Raw genomic sequence first — 17,181 nt, 5'->3', positions numbered from 1 at the left:
ATGACTCCCGACCCCCTTGCGCGATTCCTGTGACGGGGCGAATCTTTCCCCGGCGGGACGTCCGTCACCTCGGACGCCACCGGGATTGCTTTGTCATGCCCATGCCCCAGATGGGTCCCCGGGTCCGCCACTCCGGGCACAGGCACCACCCGCCCGTCCCCCCACTCGCGCACCACGCTGAGGAAGGACCCTCGATGTCAGTGCCGCGCACCCCCCTGAGCCGTTCCGGACTTCGACTGACGGTGGCCGGAGCCGCCGTCCTCGCCCTCGGTCTCGGTATCCTGCCCGCCACCTCGCACGCCGCGTCGGCCGAGGAACCGGTCGGCGTCATCCTCAACGCCGACGCCCCCGAGGCCGTCGAGGGCAGCTACATCGTCATCTTCAAGGACGAGGTCGAGGCCGGATCGCCCGAGGCCGAGAAGCTCGCCGAGAACTTCGACGCCGAGATCACCAGCACCTGGGAAGCGGTGCTCAACGGCGTCGCGATCGAGGCCGACGAGGCGGACGCCGAGAAGCTCGCCGCCCACCCGGCCGTCGAGGCCGTGGTCCAGGACGAGGTCGTCCACACCACCGCCACCCAGGTCAACCCGCCCTCCTGGGGTCTGGACCGCATCGACCAGCCGGCCCTGCCGCTCAACAACTCCTACACCTATCCCGACCAGGCCGGGGCCGGGGTCACCATCTACGTCGTGGACACCGGCATCCGGTACACCCACAACGACTTCGGCGGCCGGGCGAGCTTCGGCTACGACGCCTTCGGCGGCAACGGCTCCGACGGCAACGGCCACGGCACCCACGTCGCCGGCACCGCCGCAGGCACCTCGTACGGCGTCGCCAAGCGCGCCAACCTGGTCAGCGTGAAGGTGCTCAACAACTCCGGCTCCGGCACCGTCCAGTCCGTGGTCAACGGCATCAACTGGATCACCCGCAACGCCTCCGGCCCCTCGGTCGCCAACATGAGCCTGGGCGGCGGCGCCAGCACCGTCATCGACCAGGCCGTGCGCGACTCCATCGCCTCCGGCGTGACCTACGTCGTCGCCGCCGGCAACAGCAACGCCAACGCCGGCAACTCCTCCCCCGCCCGGGTCACCCAGGCCATCACTGTCGCCGCGAGCACCAGCTCCGACAGCCGCGCCTCCTTCTCCAACTACGGCACGGTCGTCGACATCTTCGCCCCGGGTCAGAGCATCGCCGCCCCCTGGCACACCTCCAACCCGGCGGTGAACACCATCTCCGGCACCTCGATGGCCGCCCCGCACGTGGCCGGCGCCGCCGCCCTCGTCCTCGGTGGCAGCCCGAGCCTCTCCCCCGCCCAGGTGGAGTCCCGGCTCGTCTCCCTGTCCACCACCGGACGGATCTCCAACCCCGGCAGCGGCAGCCCCAACCGCCTGCTCCGGGTGCCCTGACCCGACCCCGTCCCTCCCGCCGCCCGGAACCGCCGGGTTCCCCGAAGCACGATGAGAGCGCGTCCCCGGGCCGGTGATCCGGCCCCGACCCCGCGCGCCACGGCCGGGCGTCTCCCCCACCGGGGAGGCGCCCGGCTCCGCGCGGTCGGGCCACCGGGCCGCGCCGCCGGCCCGCGTGGGTCGGACCGCCCGGGCCGGATCGCGGGAGCCGGCCCGCCCCGGACCTCAGTTCTCCGCGAGCACGCAGCCGAGCAGTTCCGCGCTGGTGCCGCGCTGGGTGGTGCGCACGGTCACCGCCCGCAGCTCCACCTCGCCCTCCGCCTCGAAGCGGAACTGGGCCCGGCCGACCTCCAGCCCGTCCTCCGCCTGGGAACGCACCGTGCACACCCCGACCCCGTCGGCGGGCTTGCGGACCTGGAGAACCGCCTCGACCTCCTCGTCGGAGACCACGGTGAAACCGGTGAGGGTGCCGGTGACCCGCTCCCCCCCGATCACGGAGATCCCCGTCCACACCAGGAAGGCCAGCAGGAGCGCGCCGAGGCCGGCGCCCACCACCCGCAGCCTGCGGTCGGTGCGGGCGTCGTCGGGGGCGGAGCGTCCGTAGCGACCGGGCGGGGGCGCGGGTCGGGCACCGCCGGACGGGGCGGTGGACGGCGTCCCGGCCGCCCCGGGATGCCTCTCGGACGTCATGCGTGATTCCTCGCGTTCCCGGTGTGGTGTGTGTTCCCCGTGTTCCGGTGGGTGACCGGCGGTACGGCATGTGGCCGGCGGTCCCGGTGTTCCCGGCGGGACGGTGTTCCCGCGCCCTCCCCGGTCCGTTCCGGCCGCCGAATCCCGCGAACCGGGGAAAGCGCCGGAAAAGCGGGAATGGGGAGCCTTCTCCATCGGTCACTATAGAAGGCGTATCCCGGAGTGAGACGGCGAGGACCGAGTCTTGACAGAGCAACTGCGGTTGATGGCCGTGCACGCGCACCCCGACGACGAGTCGAGCAAGGGCGCGGCGACGATGGCCAAGTACGTGGCCGAGGGTGTCGAGGTGATGGTGGTCACCTGCACCGGCGGCGAACGCGGATCGATCCTCAATCCACGCCTGCAGGGCGACCGGTACATCGAGGAGAACATCCACGAGGTGCGGGCGAAGGAGATGGCGGAGGCCCGCGAGATCCTGGGCGTGCGGCAGGAATGGCTGGGTTTCGTGGACTCCGGGCTGCCGGAGGGCGACCCGCTGCCACCACTGCCCGAGGGCTGCTTCGCGCTCCTGGACGAGGAGGAGGCCGCGGAGCCGCTGGTACGGCTGATCCGCTCGTTCCGTCCGCAGGTGATCACCACCTACGACGAGAACGGCGGCTACCCGCACCCGGACCACATCATGACGCACCGCGTCTCGATGGTCGCCTTCGAGGCGGCCGGCGACCCGGAGCGCTACCCGGGCACCGGGGAGCCGTGGGAGCCCCTGAAGCTCTACTACAACCAGGGCTTCAACCGACCCCGCACCCTCGCGCTGCACAACGCGATGCTGGAGCGCGGCATGGACTCCCCGTACGGGGAGTGGTTGCGCCGCTGGGACGAGTTCCAGCGGACGGACCGGGAGCTGACCACCCGGGTGCCGTGCGCGGAGTACTTCCCCGTCCGTGACAAGGCGCTGCTGGCGCACGCCACCCAGATCGACCCGGACGGTGGCTGGTTCAAGGTGCCGCTGGAGGTCCAGCAGGACGTGTGGCCGACCGAGGAGTACGAACTGGCCCGCAGCCGGGTCGACACCACCTTTCCGGAGTCCGACCTGTTCGCGGGGGTCCGGGACCTGCCGACCGACCTGCCGACCGACCGGGGGTCCGCCGCTCCCGGGGCACCCGGGACAATGGCCCCATGAGCGACCCGATCTCCCTGGCGACGTTCCTGGCCGAGCCGGCCCGGGAGCTGAACGAGTTCACCGTGACCCCCGGCGTACTGGGGTTCACCGTCTTCGCCGCGCTCGGCGCGGTGGTGTGGATCCTGCTGCGGTCGATGAGCGGGCGGCTCAACCGTCTGGACGCCCGGCGGGACGAGCGGGGGGACTGAGCCCCTCGCCCCCCGGGCGGGGCACACCGGCGTCCCGACGGCCGGGGGCGGGCATCCATCGGAGTGCCCGCACCCGGCCGTCGGCGTGCCCCCGGGCGGCGGGTCCACCGGCGTGCCCGGTTCAGCCGGTGACGCCGATCACCTCGCCGGCGGCCCGGCGAGGCACCATGCCCAGTCGCCACGCCGTCCACCCCTCCTCCGGGCCCCGGTCGCGCCCCAGCATCACCGCGAACGACTCCACCGCGTCCGCGAGCGCCGGGTCGCGCAGCGGGTGGTCCTCGCGCCGGAGCCGTTCCAGTTCCTCCTGCGCGACGACCGCGCCGACCTCCGGTCCGCCGGGGGAGGCGAGCGGGAGCAGGGTGCAGCGCAGGAAGCGCGCCCAGTCGGTGCCGCGGGCGTCCGGGACGCCCTCGCCGTATCCCTCCGCGAAGACCGCCAACGCCTCGTCTGCCAGTTCCAGCGCCTGCCCGGCGCGCTCGTTGCCGGCGTCGACCACCGCCAGCTCCAGCGCCGACCAGGCGTCGCCGTAGGGCGCGCCGGCGCGGCGGAAGTCGCGGCGGGCGTCGACCAGCAGTTGGCGGGGGAAGCCGCTGTTGCGCAGTGAGCCGGTGGCCTCGGCCCGCATGTCGCGGGTGACCCGCCCGGAGTGGTGGCGGGCCAGGGCCAGACCGTGGATGTCCGGCATCCGGTTGAACATCCCGCGGGCCCGCTCCAGCGAGCGAACCCCCTCGGCCGGGTTGCCGATCTCCTCCAGGGCCAGGCCCAGGTGGTGCAGGGTCCACGCCTCGCCCCGGACGTCCTCGGTCTCCCGGTGGCGGCCCAGGGCCGTCTCCAGCCGTTCCACGGCCCCGATGCCGTCCCCGTCGAAGAGGCGGGCGCGGCCGAGTTCGGTGAGCACCCACGCGCCGCCGCGGGGGTCGCGGGAGCGCTCGTACAGGTCGCCCGCCCCGGCCAGCTCCCGCTCGGCGTCGGCGGTCCGGCCACGCCGTAGCAGGGTCTGCCCGAGTTGGAAGCGGGTCCACGCCTCACCGTGCACGCTGCCGCCGGAGCGGTGCAGTTCCAGCGCCTCCTCCAGCAGCCGCCCGGAGGCCAGGACCCTGCCGCGCTCGCGCTCCACCGCGGCCAGCGCGTGCAAGGTCCAGGCGCGGTCGGCCGCGAACCCGTCGGCGGTCTGGGTCTCCAGCGCCTCGCCGAGCCGCTCGGCGGCCTCGGGCAGTCGGCCCTGGTGCTGGAGGGTGATGCCCAGGTCGCGCAGGGCACGGGCGGCGCCGGCGCGGTTGCGGTCCTCCCGGTAGAGGTCGACGACCGAGGTCAGCGTGGACCGGGCCTTGTCCAGTTCGCCGAGCTGGCGTTCGGCGACGCCGGTGCGCCAGCGCACCGAGCGGGTGAAGCGTTCCTCGTCCAGGGCCCGGACCATGGCGTTGAGCTCCCCGAGTCGGTGCAGGTCGCCGCGGAGCAGGCACCAATCGCCCAGGGCGCCGAGCAGGCGCAGCATCGCCTCGCGGTCCACCGAGGGGTCGGCGTGCCGGAGGGTGGCGGTGATGAAGTCGGCCTCCTCGTCCAGCCAGCGCAGGGCGGCGGCCAGGGAGGTGAAGCCGTGGCGACCGGCGGCGCCGGGCAGGGCGTCGGTGCGGGTGGTGGTGTTGCCGTCGACGAGCCGGATGACGGTGTCGGCGAGTTCCGCGTAGCTGCGGATGAGGCGCTCGCGGGCGGCGGCGCGCTCCTCGGCGGTCTCCTCCTCGTTGAGTCGGGCGCGGGCGAAGCGGCGCACCGACTCGTGCAGGCGGTGACGGTCGCCGCGCGCCGGTTGCAGGAATCCGGCCCGGGCCAACTCCTCCGTGCGGCGGACCGCCTCGGCGCGCTGGGTGTCCAGAAGGGCGACGGCGGCGGCCGGGCCGACGGCGGCACGGCCGGCCACGGCCAGGCGGCGCAGCAGGCGGCGGGCGGGTTCCTCGAGGTGTTCCGCGCACAGGGTCAGGACCCGCTCGGTCGGGTCCCCCTCGGGGGCGGCCGGACCGGCCGGACCGCTGCCCGTGTCGGCGCCGCTGTCGGTGCCTCTGCCGTCGCCGGTCGTCAGGGCCCGGGCGAGGTCGGCGGCCGGGCGGTGCTCCAGCGCGGCGCCGACCAGGCGCAGCAGCAGCGGCCGGCCCGCGCAGGCGGCGGCGAGGCGCTCGAGGTCCCCGGCCGCGCCGGGATCGTCCGGCGGACCGGCGGGGCGACGGCCCCCGAGTGCCGCCCGCATCAGCTCGGCGGCGGCGGCACCGGTCAGTGGCGCGGGGGCGATGTGGTGGATCCGGTCGGCGGGATCGGGCCCGGCCGCGCCGCCGGGTCCGTCGCCGGGCGGGAGGAGATCGGCGGGGTCCATCGGGCGCGAGGTGGTCACCAGCACCAGCGCCGGCGACCGGTGCGGTATCAGTGGGCGGACCCGCTCGGGGTCGGCGGCGTCGTCCAGGACGATGACCACCGGCAGGCCGGCGAGGTGCTGCCGGTAGCGGTCCAGGAGGCGGCCGGGTGGCTCCTCGTCGCCGTCCCGTCCACCGCCCTCTCGTTGCAGCACCTGGTCACGGGGGGCGCCGAGCCGGTTCATCAGGTACAGCGCGGCGGCCCGGGTGGACATCGGGTCCTCGCTTCCGCCGCGCAGGTCGACCGAGCAGGCGCCCCGGAACAGGGAGCGCAGTTCGTGCACGACGTGGTGGGCGAGGGCGGTGCGTCCGGTGCCGGGCGGCCCGTGCAGGACGACGATGGTGGGGTGGGTGTCGGTGCCGGCCCGGTCGCGGTTGACCAGTCGGGTGATGCGGGTCAGCTCCTCGCGCCGGCCGGGGAAGTGCTCCACGGGTTCGGGCAGGCGCTCGAAGGAGCGTTCCAGCACGCCCCGGGTGCGGCTGACGCCGCTGCGGTCACGGGCCGGCGGGCGGTGGGAGGCCCGGCCCACGGGGGTGCGGCGGGTCCCGCCGCGGGCGACGACGGCGCGCTGCTGGGCGAGCCAGGGGTTCAGGCCGCGGACCTCGACGGCGTTGAGCCAGGCCAGGCGGAGCTGTTCGACGCCGCCCGGCTGGTTGCGAACGCCGGCCCGCGACTCGGAGGCCCACAGGTGGGCGACGGCGGCCTGCAGCAGGAAGCCGACGACGGAGGCCAGCGCGACGATGAACGCGCCGGTCAGCGCGACGCCGGCGGAGCCGGAGCCGGAGCCGGAGCCGGAGCCCGTGGAGCTCAGCAGCAACAGCGCCACGACCGTGGCGCACAGGGTGGAGGCGGTGACGGCGGCCAGGGTCCGGCCGTCCAGACGCTCGCGGAACCGTCCGGCGGCGTCCTCCTCCTCGACCCGGAGGTACTCCCGCCACTCCTCGGCGGCGGGGGTGAGGATCCGGTCGACGGAGGAACGGGCGAGGCGGAGCAGCCGGCCGGCGTCCGTTCCGTCGCCGGCGAGGCGGACCTCGTCCTCGATGACGCGCGTCAACAGACGCTCCACGTCCTCGCGGCGGGGCGCCGGCAGTTCCTCCAGGGTGCGGGGAACGGGCCGGTGGGGCGTGCCGGGCGGCCCGGGTGTGACGGTCATGGCGGCTCCTCCCCCTGTCCGCCGGTGACCCCGGGACAGCCGGCTGGGGCGGCCCCGGGGTGGGCGGAGACTCGGCGCGGCGCGGTGGCGCGGCGCGGTGATCGACCCGTCCCGCCACGGCCGGGCGGGGTCGGGGCGCGTCATCTGAGCCGTTCCCCTCCGAGGGGTCCGTCACGCGGCGCGGAGGGGTCGGTTTTCCGCCGGAGGAACGCCGGGTCGGCGGTGAACCCCCATTCCGGGTACAGGGGTTGGGGAAGGGTGCGGAGACGCCCCCGGGCCGGTCGGGAACGGGGTCCCGACCGGCCCGGGGACCGGGCGCGGCCTCAGCCGGCGGCGGTCTTGTACTTGCGGACCGCCAGGGTGCGGAAGAGGAGGATGACCAGCACCGAGTACAGCACCGAGGCGAGCACCGGGTTCTGCATCGGCCACGCGTCGGGCGCCTGGTAGCCGGGCGGCAGGTTGCCGAACAGCTCGCGGACGGCGAGGACGGTGGCACTGAAGGGGTTCCACTCGGCGACCGGCTGGAGCCAGCCGGGCATGCCCTCCGAGGGCACGAAGGCCACCGAGACGAAGGTGAGCGGGAAGAGCCACACCAGCCCGCCGGAGGTGGCGGCCTCCGGGCTGCGCACCGACAGGCCGATCAGGGCGCCGATCCAGGTGAAGGCGTAGCCGAAGAGCAGCAGCAGCCCGAAGGCGAGCAGCGCGGAGGGGACGCCCTCGTTGATCCGCCAGCCGACCAGCAGCGCCACAATGGTCAGCACCACCAGGATGAGCGCGGTCTGCACCAGGTCGGCCAGGGTGCGGCCGGTGAGGACGGCGCCCCGGGACATGGGCAGGGAGCGGAAGCGGTCGATGATGCCCTTCTGCATGTCCTCCGCGATGCCCGCGCCCGCGCCGGCGGTGGCGAAGGTGACGGTCTGCGCGAAGATGCCGCCCATCAGGAACTGTCGGTAGGCGTCCGCGTCCAGGCCGGCGCCGGGGATGTTGATCGAGCCGCCGAAGACGTAGGAGAACAGCACCACGAACATGATCGGCTGGATGAGGCCGAAGACCACGACCTCGGGGATGCGCATCATCCGCAGCAGGTTGCGCTGCATGACCACCAGCGAGTCGCGCAGCCCCTGACGGATGCCGACGCGCTGGTCGCCCACCGGGCGGGGGCCGGTCGCGGTGGTGGTGTCGCCGGTCACGGTGGTGCTCATCGCGGGCCCTCCTCGGTGTTCCGGGAGGTCCGGGCGGCGGCCGGCGCGATGGCCCCGCCGCCGGCGGCGGGCGCGGTGCCCTTCCCCCGGCTGGTGGTGTTCGCGGCCCCGTCGGGGCCCTTCCCGCCGTCGGATCCGTCGGTGGTGTCCCCCTCATCGGCGGCGTCCCCGTCGCCGGTGAGACCCGGGTCCTCGGCGGTACGGCCGGTGAGCGAGATGAAGACGTCGTCCAGGGTGGGGCGGCGCAGACCGATGTCGTCGATCTCGATGCCCACCGCGTCCAGTTCGCGGATGACCTCGACCAGCAGCTTGGCGCCGCCGACGGCGGGAACGGTCAGCCGACGGGTGTGGGTGTCGACACCGGCCTCGCCGTCTCCCAGGCGGTTCAGGATGGCACGGGTCTCGTCCAGTCGGGTCGCGTCCCGGGCGATGACCTCGACCACGTCCCCGCCGCTGCGGCGCTTGAGCTCGTCGGAGGTGCCCCGGGCGATGATCCGACCGTGGTCGACGACGGCGATGCTGTCGGCGAGGTGGTCGGCCTCCTCCAGGTACTGGGTGGTCAACATCAGGGTGGTGCCGCCGGCGACCAGCTCCTTCATGACCTCCCACAGCGCCTGGCGGTTGCGCGGGTCCAGGCCGGTGGTGGGTTCGTCCATGAACATGACGGGCGGGCTGACGACCAGCGCGGCGGCCAGGTCCAGGCGCCGTCGCATACCGCCGGAGTAGTTCTTGGCGATGCGGTCGGCGGCGTCTGCGAGGTTGAAGCGCTCCAGCAGCTCGTCGGCGCGACGACGGGCGTGGGCACCCGACAGCTGGTAGAGGCGCGCGACCATGCGCAGGTTCTCGCGGCCGGTGAGGTATTCGTCCACGGCGGCGAACTGGCCGGAGAGACCGATCGAGCGACGCACGTCGTTGGGGTGGGTGAGGACGTCGATGCCGGCGACCTCGGCGCGCCCGCTGTCCGGGCGCAGGAGGGTGGTGAGGATCCGAACGGTGGTGGTCTTCCCCGCGCCGTTGGGCCCGAGCAGGCCGAGCACGGTGCCCTGCGGCACGTCGAGGTCGACACCGTCCAGGGCGCGGACGTCGCCGAAGGTCTTCACCAACCCCTCGGCGTGGATGGCGCCTGGCATGTGAACTCCCGGAAGAGGGGTGAGGGCGGGTGTCGGACCCGCGGATCGGGTGGTGGACGAAAAGACGTGGGGGACGTGGCCCTCACCGACGGGACGTGCGGGGGCACACCGGTACCCGGGGCGTGTCGGGCCGGTGGGACACCGGCTCAGCATATCGCGATGTATCGCGTTTGCCGCCACATCCGGGAACCCCGACGAACGCCGACCGGTATCGGCCGGCATCGACATCCCGATGCCCGGAACATCCCCATATGACCACGCGGACACCCCGAACACACATCGGGGAAAGCCCTGTCGGGCTCCCATCCACGCCGACCCCCACCGCACCGGGCCGACACGACACGCCGGCCCGGGGCACGGACCCCGCGCGCGGCCCGTCGGCACGGCGGCGCCGTCCCCGGCGCGGCACCCCCGTCCCGACGGATCCCACCCGGAAAACCGTAGCCCCCACCACCGACAATCGCCCCCGGTTTTCCGCCCCGGCGCCCCCTCTGCCGCAGGGCGGCGGGGCGACGGATCACGCCAGGACGTGGTACCCGCTCTTCCGCAGCACCACGTCCACCTGCTCCCGGTGCTCCGGTCCCTGCGTCTCCAGCCACACCTCCACCTCGGCCTCGTCGACCGCCAGCCGGGCGTCGGTCCGCACATGGTTGACCGCCAGCACGTTGGCGTCCACCCCCGAGAGGGTCCCCAACAGCGCGGCCAGCACCCCCGGCCGGTCCGGCAACCGCAGGCGCAGCGTGAGGTACCGGCCGGCCGCCGCCATGCCGTGGCGCAACGTGCGCTGGAGCACCAGCGGGTCCACGTTGCCCCCCGACAGCACCGCGACCACCGGCCCGTCGAACCGGTCCGGCTCCTCCAACAGGGCCGCCACCGGCGCCGCCCCCGCCGGCTCCACCACCAGCTTCGCCCGCTCCAGGCACAGCAGCAGCGCGCGGGAGAGGGCGTCCTCCGACACCAACCGGATGTCGTCCACCAACTCCGCGATCACCCGGAACGGCACCTCGCCGGGACGTCCCACCTTCATGCCGTCCGCCATCGTCGCCGGCGAGGCCACGGCCACCGGCCGACCGGCGGCCAGGGACGGCGGGTAGGCGGCGGCCCCCTCCGCCTGCACCCCCACCACCCGCACGTCCGGGCGCAGCGACTTCACCGCCAGCGCCACGCCGGCGGCCAGCCCGCCACCGCCGATACCCACCACGACGGTGCGCACCTCGGGGCACTGCTCGAGGATCTCCAACCCCACCGTGCCCTGCCCCGCGACCACGTCCGGGTGGTCGAAGGGGTGGATGAAGACGGCGCCGGTGTGCTCGGCGTGCTCGCGCGCCGCCTCCAGCGTCTCGTCCACCACCTGTCCCCGGGTGAGCACCCGGGCCCCGTACTCGCGGGTCGCCGCGATCTTCGGCAGCGGGGCGCCCGCCGGCATGAAGACGGTGGACTCCACCCCCAACAGGGAGGCGGCCAGGGCCACCCCCTGGGCGTGGTTGCCGGCGCTGGCGGCCACCACGCCGCGCTCCCGTTCCGCCGGCGTCAGGCCGTGGATGCGGGTGTAGGCGCCGCGCAGTTTGAACGAGCCGGTGCGCTGGAGGTTCTCGCACTTCAGGTGGACCGCCGAGCCGACCAGGTGGGAGAGGTGACGGCTGCCCTCCATCGCCGTCACCCGGGCCACGCCGGTCAGGATCTCGCGCGCCCGCCACACGTCCTTGATGTCGGGGACGGCGGGGATCCCGGAGGCTTTCTCGTCGCAGGGATCGCCGGTCGCTCCGGGGGTGGCGGTGTCCGACCCCGCCGGGGTGTTCGAACCGGTCGCCCCGACATCGGTCCCGGGGTCACCGGTACCGGCCGAGGGCTGCCCCACCGATCGGGCGGGGTCGGCGCCCGCGCGCAGATTCACGTTCATGTCGCCAGTCTGGCAGCACGTGCCCCGGGTGTTACGACGGCGCGTGCGACGTTCGCCCGGTGGGCCAGTGCACCGTTTTCGTCACGGTCCGGAACGGTTCCGCGACGGTCACCCCCCGTCCACCGAACCGGCCCGTCCACCACCCCGGGCGCCCCACCTGCGCCGACGATGCCCCCGGCGCCGCGCGGGGCGCCGGGACCGCTCCGACGGGGCCCGAACGGGGCCGTCAAGGGTTCACCCATTGGTGCACGTGCACCCGTCCGTGCGCGTACCCTGTGGCCCACATCCCGCGCGCCATCCCCCACGGCTGACCCTCACCCGCAACTCTGCGAGACATCCCGGATATGACGCCTGAATCCACCGCACCCCAGCACTCCTCCACCCCGCCGGCCGGCTCGGGTGAGCACCCCGATCCACGGGCGGTGCCTCCCCTGCTGGACGCCCTGCAACACGAGGTCGCCGTCTTCGCGCGCCGTGCCGAACAGACCCGCCTCGGGGGTCTGGGCCCGGCCCGCAACTCGATGGACCGCGCCGCCTACCTGCTCCTCAGCAAGCTGGACCAGGAAGGACCGACCGGGGTGAAGGCCCTCGCCGCAGGCATGGGCATCGACTCCTCGACCGTCACCCGGCAGGTCGCGCCGCTCGTCGACGCCGGCCTGGTGACCCGGGCCGCCGACCCCGCCGACGGGCGGGCGGTCGTGCTGCGCCTGTCGCAGCGCGGCAGCGAACGCCTGGCGGAGGTGCGGCGTTCACGGTGCAAGCTGATGTCGCTGCTCACCGAGGGTTGGACCGACGAGGAGCAGGAGACCTTCCAGGTCCTGCTGACCCGGTTCAACACCGCCGTCGCCGGCTGGCAGACGAACTACACCCTCCCCGAGTGAGGGGCGCGGCGCCGAGGATGTGACCCGAGGGGTCGTGTTCACCCGTTGAACCCGGCCCCTCGGGTGCGCCCGCCCCGACTCCGCGCGCTCCCCGCCCCGATGACGACGTGCCGGCCCGGCCCCGCCCGGTGGCGCTCCACCCGGCGGCGCCCCGCGTCCGGTGCGAGCACGGGACGCGGGGCGCCCGGGGAGCCGGCCGGTACCGGCCGAACCCCCTCGGCGCGACCGTCCGACGGCGTGCCGCGTCCCCGGCCCCGGGGATCGGCCTCCTCGTCGGACACCCGTCCGGTGGAGGGTGGATGGCCGGCCGACACCGCGCACTCCCGCACCGCGCCCGACCGACGCTCGGAGGCGGACGCGCACGGACACACCGCGACGGGCGCCGACCACCGGTCGACGCCCGCCTCCGCGCTTTCCTCCCCGACTCCCGCCGGGAGGGCGACCATCAGCCCAGCGCGCGGGTCAGATCCTCCAGCAGGTCGTCGATCGCCTCGATCCCGACCGACAGCCGCACCAGGTCCGCCGGCACCTCCAGCGCGGACCCCGCCGTGGAGGCGTGCGTCATCCGCCCGGGGTGCTCGATCAGCGACTCCACGCCCCCCAGGGACTCCCCGAGGGTGAACACCCGGGCGCGCTCGCACACCGCGACCGCCGCCTCCTCGCCCCCGGTCACCCGGAACGAGACCATCCCGCCGAAGCCCGACATCTGTTTGGCCGCCACCTCGTGGCCCGGGTGGGACTCCGACCCCGGGTACAACACCGCGTGCACCGCCGGATGGGCGTCGAGCATCTCCACCACGCGCGCCGCGTTGGCGTTGTGCCGATCCATGCGCACCGCCAGCGTCTTGATGCCGCGCAGCACCAGCCAGGAGTCGAACGGCCCGGCGACGGCGCCCATCGCGTTCTGATGGAACGCCAGCTCCTCGCCCAGTCCCGCGTCCGAGGTCACCAGCGCGCCGCCCACCACGTCCGAGTGGCCGCCGAGGTACTTGGTCGTCGAGTGCACCACCACGTCCGCGCCCAGCGCCAGCGGCTGCTGTAGGTACGGGCTCGCGAAGGTGTTGTCCACCACCAGGCGCGCGCCCGCCTCACGGGTGATCTCCGCGATCGCCGCGATATCGGTGATGCCCAGCAGCGGGTTGGACGGCGTCTCCACCCACACCACGCGGGTACGCGGACGCATCGCCGCCCGCACCGCCTCCGTGTCGGAGGTGTCGACCACCGACCACTCCACGCCCCAGCGCTCGACGACCTTCGCGATCAGCCGGAAGGTGCCGCCGTAGGCGTCGTTCGGGATCACCAGGTGGTCGCCCGGCGACAGGACCGTGCGCAGCAGGCAGTCCTCGGCCGCCAGGCCGGAGGCGAAGGCCAGGCCGCGGGAGCCGCCCTCCAGCGCCGCCAGGTTCGTCTCCAGGGCGGTCCGGGTGGGGTTGGCGGAGCGGCTGTACTCGTAGCCGCCGCGCAGGCCACCCACACCGTCCTGCTTGAAGGTGGAGACCTGGTGGATCGGCGGCACCACCGCCCCGGTCAGGGGGTCGGGCTCCTGGCCGGCGTGGATGGCCAGGGTTTCGAAGTGGGGACTCGGCTGCTCGTGCATGTCCCCACCGTAGTCGGCCGTACGGTGGAAACGGACGGCCGACGATCCGGCGCCGCCCCGTCGGCCGCCCCCCGGGTGGCACCGGGGACGCGACTCCGTAGAGTCCTTGGTCGTTCGTGTGGTTCGCGTCGTCCACGTCCGCACACCCGCCCGTCCACCCGCCCGAATGACCGGCCCGCACCGTCAGCCCACCGGAACCGACCCCGGGAGAGCCGCACCCCATGGAAGCCATCCTGCTCCTGATCGCCCTGACCGCCATCTTCGGCGTGCTCGGCGCCCCCGCCATCCGCAGATACCAGGAGCGCAAGCGCCTGGAACAGGCGGCGGAGAACGCGCGACGCGGCGATCCCACCGGCGGCTTCGGGCCGGACGCCGGTGCGGGGACGGGCGCGGGCGGCCCCGGCGGGCGTCGCGAGGGCGTCTCCCTGGACAAGGAGGGCGACCGACCCACCGGTGCCCGGCCCCGCACCGGCGGGCCCGTCCCGGTGGAACAGCTGGACCTGCGCCTGCCCGGCCCGGACGACGCCCTGGTCACCGCGCTGGAGGAGTCCGCGAACACGCAGGACTGGCGCCCGGTCGGCCGCCTGCTCGCCCTCACCGAGGAGTACGAGCTGCGCTGGCAGCGCGTGCAGTCCGTCGCCGGCGCGGCGGCCATGGAGCTGGCACGCTGGCGGGCCGAGCACGGCACCACGGCCGGCGCCCCCGACAACGGGCCGGCGACGGGCGGTGCCGGCGCCCCGGGCGCGGCCGACGGTGTGCGGCGGGACGCCGGCTGGCTGCGGAACTGGCGCTCCGAGGAGCCCCGCGACCCGGGCGGCGCCCAGGTGTACGCGCAGTTCCTCGTCTGGCAGGCCATGTCCGAGACCGGCTCCGCCGACCACCGGATCATCCTGGAGGAGGCCCGTACCGTGTGCGCCGAGGCCTCCCGCCTCGCGCCGGACGACCCCACCCCCTTCGTCACCGAACTCTTCGTCGCGCGCGGCCTCGACTACCGCCGCCCCGACTTCGAGGCGGTGTGGGCGGAGATCACCCGCCGCCGCCCCGACCACATGGGCGCGCACCTGACCGCCCTCACCCACTGGTCGGAGAAGTGGCACGGCTCGCGGGACGAGGCGTACGGCTTCGCGCAGAGCGCCGCCGCCGCCGCGCCGGAGGGCAGCCTGCTGCCCGCGCTGCCACTGTTCGCCGTCCACGAGCACCTGCCGGAGATGTCGCTCTCCCCGTCGGTGTTCACCGGGAAGGTGGTGAGCGACGCGGTGGAGGCCGCGCGCTTCGCCATCCACCACGCCGAACCCGGCCACCCCGTCGAGCCGCACGTCCGGCACCTGCTGCTGTGGTTCCTGGTGCGGGCCGAACGCTTCGGGGAGGCGGCGGAACACGTGTGGGCCGTCGACGGTTATGTCGGTGCGGTGCCCTGGGTCAACAGCCCGGACCCCGCCCGGGAGTACGCGGCGTTCCGTGCCCTGGCCATCGGCCTCCAGTGAGGAGAGAACCTTCATGCTGTTCGGTTCCAAGACCCGACTTCCCGGTCCGGAGGAGGCCCTGAGCGGGCGCTCCGAACCGCTGTTCACCGTGCCGGAGAAGCACGTCGTGCTCGGCAACCCCCTCCTCGGCCCCTACCCCGAGGGCCTGGAGGTCGCCGACCTCGCCCTGGGCTGCTTCTGGGGCGCGGAGCGGAAGTTCTGGCAGACCGAGGGCGTGTGGACCACGCTCGCCGGCTACCAGGGCGGCCACACCCCGAACCCCACCTACGAGGAGGTGTGCTCCGGGATGACCGCGCACACCGAGACCGTGCGCGTGGTGTTCGACCCCTCGGTGATCTCCTACGAGAAGCTGCTGAAGGTCTTCTGGGAGGCGCACAACCCCACCCAGGGCTTCCGCCAGGGCAACGACACCGGCACCCAGTACCGCTCGGCGGTCTTCACCCACTCGCCGGAGCAGCGGCGGATCGCGGAGGAGTCCCGCGACGCCTACCAGCGGGTGCTGGCCGCCAACGGGCACGGCGAGATCACCACCGAGATCCTTCCCGCCGAGGGACGGACGTTCTTCCCGGCGGAGGAGTACCACCAGCAGTACCTGGAGAAGAACCCCGGCGGTTACTGCGGCATCGGTGGCACGGGCGTCAAGTTCGGTGACCGGTCCGAGGGCGGCTCCTGCCCCATCGGCATCGCCCCCGCCGGCGACTGACCCCCTCGGGGCCCGTGCCCCCGGGCTCCCGTCTCCACGGCCCCGCCCCGGATGACCCGCTCATCCGAGGTGGGGCCGTTCCCGTCCTTCCAGGAAGTGGTTCAGGCGGAGCCGCTGGGTGTGGTGCATCGGGAGGTCGTCCAGCTCCCCCGGGGCGACGAACCGCAGCTCGGTGGACTCGTCCGAGATCGCGAGCGTCCCGCCGACGACGCGGGCGGTGAGGAAATCGGTTGTGGAGGGTGGGGCGGTGGGGTCCGATGGGTTGATGACCACGGACGAGGAGCGGGCGGAGCACGTCGAGGCGAACCGGGCGTACTGGAACGACAAGGGGGTGGCCGATCACGGTCCCCTGGCGCGGGAGCACTGGGCGGCGTCCGAGCCACGCTGGGGCCTGTGGCGGACGCCGGAGTCGGAGTTGGCGGTGTTCCCGCCGGACGTGGCCGGGAAGCGGGCCATCGAGTTGGGCTGCGGCACCGGGTACGTCTCGGCCTGGTTGGCCCGGGCCGGCGCCCACCCGACGGGTGTCGACATCTCCGAGGAGCAGTTGGAGGTCGCCCGTCGGATGGCGGCGGAGTTCGGCCCCGACTTCCCGCTCGTGCACGGGGATGCCGAGCGACTGCCGTACAGGGACGGGGAGTTCGATCTGGCGATCAGTGAGTACGGCGCCTCCCTGTGGTGCGATCCGCACCGTTGGATCCCGGAGGCGGCGCGGGTGCTGCGCCCCGGCGGCCGGCTGGTCTTCCTGCGCCCCTCGCCGTTGTTCGCGCTGTGCGCGGCGGAGGACGGCCCGGCGGGCCCGCGCCTGCTGCGCCCGCAGTTCGGCACGAGCCGACTGGACTGGGGCCGTTCCTTCGAGTTCACCCTCCCGCACGGGGAGATGCTGCGGCTGCTGCGCTCCTGCGGTTTCGAGGTGGAGGATCTGGTGGAGATCCAAGCCCCGGCGAAGACCCATCGGGAGTACGACTACCTGAGCGCCGAATGGGCGCGGAACTGGCCGTGTGAGGAGCTGTGGCGGGCCCGCCTGACGTGACAGCCGCGACGACGCCGAGGGCCGGGGAGGGCCGGAACACCGCCGACCGCCCGGCGGACGCGCGGCGGGCGCTGGAGGAGGCGTGCGCGGCGGTGGGGCGCGGTCGGCGCGGGGCGGGGAGAACGCCGTCTTCCTGCTGCGCGGGGGCGCCGTGGTGGCCCGGGTGGGGCGGCCGGCTGCCGCTGCGGCGGGAGCCCGCCCGGGAGGTCTCGGTCGGGCGCCGGCCGGCCGGGC

At 74.2% G+C, this 17,181-nt stretch carries 13 protein-coding genes and 1 pseudogene; 7 read left to right on the top strand and 7 right to left on the bottom strand.

Translation table 11 applies throughout. The features are described from left to right. The first annotated feature begins 194 nt into the window (after nucleotides 1–194). Nucleotides 195–1,406 (top strand): S8 family peptidase, encoded by a 1,212-nt coding sequence (locus tag LZF96_RS23325; protein ID WP_233876267.1) that lies wholly within the window; start codon nucleotides 195–197, stop codon nucleotides 1,404–1,406. Nucleotides 1,407–1,631: 225 nt separating this feature from the next. Here LZF96_RS23325 and LZF96_RS23320 read toward each other — a convergent pair whose 3' ends face one another. Then, entirely contained in the window at nucleotides 1,632–2,096 is a 465-nt protein-coding gene (locus LZF96_RS23320) for a DUF4307 domain-containing protein (RefSeq protein WP_233876264.1), read from the bottom strand. Nucleotides 2,097–2,340: 244 nt separating this feature from the next. Between LZF96_RS23320 and mca the strand changes: the two genes are divergently transcribed. Then, nucleotides 2,341–3,276, top strand: a complete 936-nt coding sequence (mca, locus tag LZF96_RS23315; protein WP_233876262.1) for a mycothiol conjugate amidase Mca — start codon at nucleotides 2,341–2,343, stop codon at nucleotides 3,274–3,276. Further along, the gene (locus LZF96_RS23310; RefSeq protein ID WP_233876260.1) at nucleotides 3,273–3,464 is read left to right on the top strand and encodes a hypothetical protein; all 192 of its coding nucleotides are present in this window, start codon (nucleotides 3,273–3,275) and stop codon (nucleotides 3,462–3,464) included. Before mca ends, LZF96_RS23310 begins: the two co-directional genes overlap by 4 nt. Before the next feature lie 121 nt (nucleotides 3,465–3,585). On the opposite strand, the gene LZF96_RS23305 is transcribed toward LZF96_RS23310, so the two are convergent. The 4 genes from LZF96_RS23305 to ilvA form a co-directional block, all read right to left on the bottom strand. Further along, nucleotides 3,586–7,020, bottom strand: a complete 3,435-nt coding sequence (locus LZF96_RS23305) for a tetratricopeptide repeat protein (protein ID WP_233876258.1) — start codon at nucleotides 7,018–7,020, stop codon at nucleotides 3,586–3,588. 323 nt (nucleotides 7,021–7,343) lie between these two features. Then, entirely contained in the window at nucleotides 7,344–8,222 is an 879-nt protein-coding gene (locus LZF96_RS23300) for an ABC transporter permease (RefSeq protein ID WP_374203312.1), read from the bottom strand. Further along, a complete protein-coding gene (locus tag LZF96_RS23295) occupies nucleotides 8,219–9,352 on the bottom strand; it encodes an ATP-binding cassette domain-containing protein (protein WP_233876255.1) in 1,134 nt (377 codons plus the stop codon). The genes LZF96_RS23300 and LZF96_RS23295 overlap by 4 nt, the downstream gene beginning before the upstream one ends. Nucleotides 9,353–9,869: 517 nt before the next feature. Continuing rightward, complete coding sequence (gene ilvA / locus LZF96_RS23290; protein WP_374203314.1) at nucleotides 9,870–11,003, bottom strand: threonine ammonia-lyase; 1,134 nt, start codon at nucleotides 11,001–11,003, stop codon at nucleotides 9,870–9,872. Nucleotides 11,004–11,596: 593 nt separating this feature from the next. On the opposite strand from ilvA, the gene LZF96_RS23285 reads away from it, so the two are divergent. Further along, nucleotides 11,597–12,133, top strand: a complete 537-nt coding sequence (locus LZF96_RS23285) for a MarR family winged helix-turn-helix transcriptional regulator (RefSeq protein ID WP_233876251.1) — start codon at nucleotides 11,597–11,599, stop codon at nucleotides 12,131–12,133. A 445-nt stretch (nucleotides 12,134–12,578) separates the two neighbouring features. Here LZF96_RS23285 and LZF96_RS23280 read toward each other — a convergent pair whose 3' ends face one another. Next, the gene (locus LZF96_RS23280; RefSeq protein WP_233876249.1) at nucleotides 12,579–13,730 is read right to left on the bottom strand and encodes a cystathionine gamma-synthase; all 1,152 of its coding nucleotides are present in this window, start codon (nucleotides 13,728–13,730) and stop codon (nucleotides 12,579–12,581) included. A gap of 221 nt (nucleotides 13,731–13,951) precedes the next feature. On the opposite strand from LZF96_RS23280, the gene LZF96_RS23275 reads away from it, so the two are divergent. After that, nucleotides 13,952–15,214: a hypothetical protein gene (locus LZF96_RS23275; protein WP_233876247.1), complete on the top strand. Its 1,263-nt coding sequence runs from the start codon at nucleotides 13,952–13,954 to the stop codon at nucleotides 15,212–15,214. A gap of 13 nt (nucleotides 15,215–15,227) precedes the next feature. Beyond that, on the top strand, nucleotides 15,228–15,917 hold the full coding sequence (gene msrA, locus LZF96_RS23270) for a peptide-methionine (S)-S-oxide reductase MsrA (protein ID WP_233876245.1): 690 nt from the start codon (nucleotides 15,228–15,230) through the stop codon (nucleotides 15,915–15,917). A 60-nt stretch (nucleotides 15,918–15,977) separates the two neighbouring features. On the opposite strand, the pseudogene LZF96_RS23265 reads toward msrA, so the two are convergent. Then, a pseudogene (locus LZF96_RS23265) lies at nucleotides 15,978–16,136 on the bottom strand (DNA mismatch repair protein MutT); the annotation flags it as partial. Nucleotides 16,137–16,182: 46 nt separating this feature from the next. Between LZF96_RS23265 and LZF96_RS23260 the strand changes: the two are divergent. Next, entirely contained in the window at nucleotides 16,183–16,947 is a 765-nt protein-coding gene (locus LZF96_RS23260; protein WP_233876243.1) for a class I SAM-dependent methyltransferase, read from the top strand. The last annotated feature ends 234 nt before the right edge of the window (nucleotides 16,948–17,181 follow it).

The sequence above is a fragment of the Streptomyces sp. ST2-7A genome, assembly GCF_021390475.1.
Lineage (GTDB): Bacteria > Actinomycetota > Actinomycetes > Streptomycetales > Streptomycetaceae > Streptomyces.
Note: the sequence above shows the minus strand (reverse complement) of the source record. Positions and strands in the feature narration are given on the sequence as shown.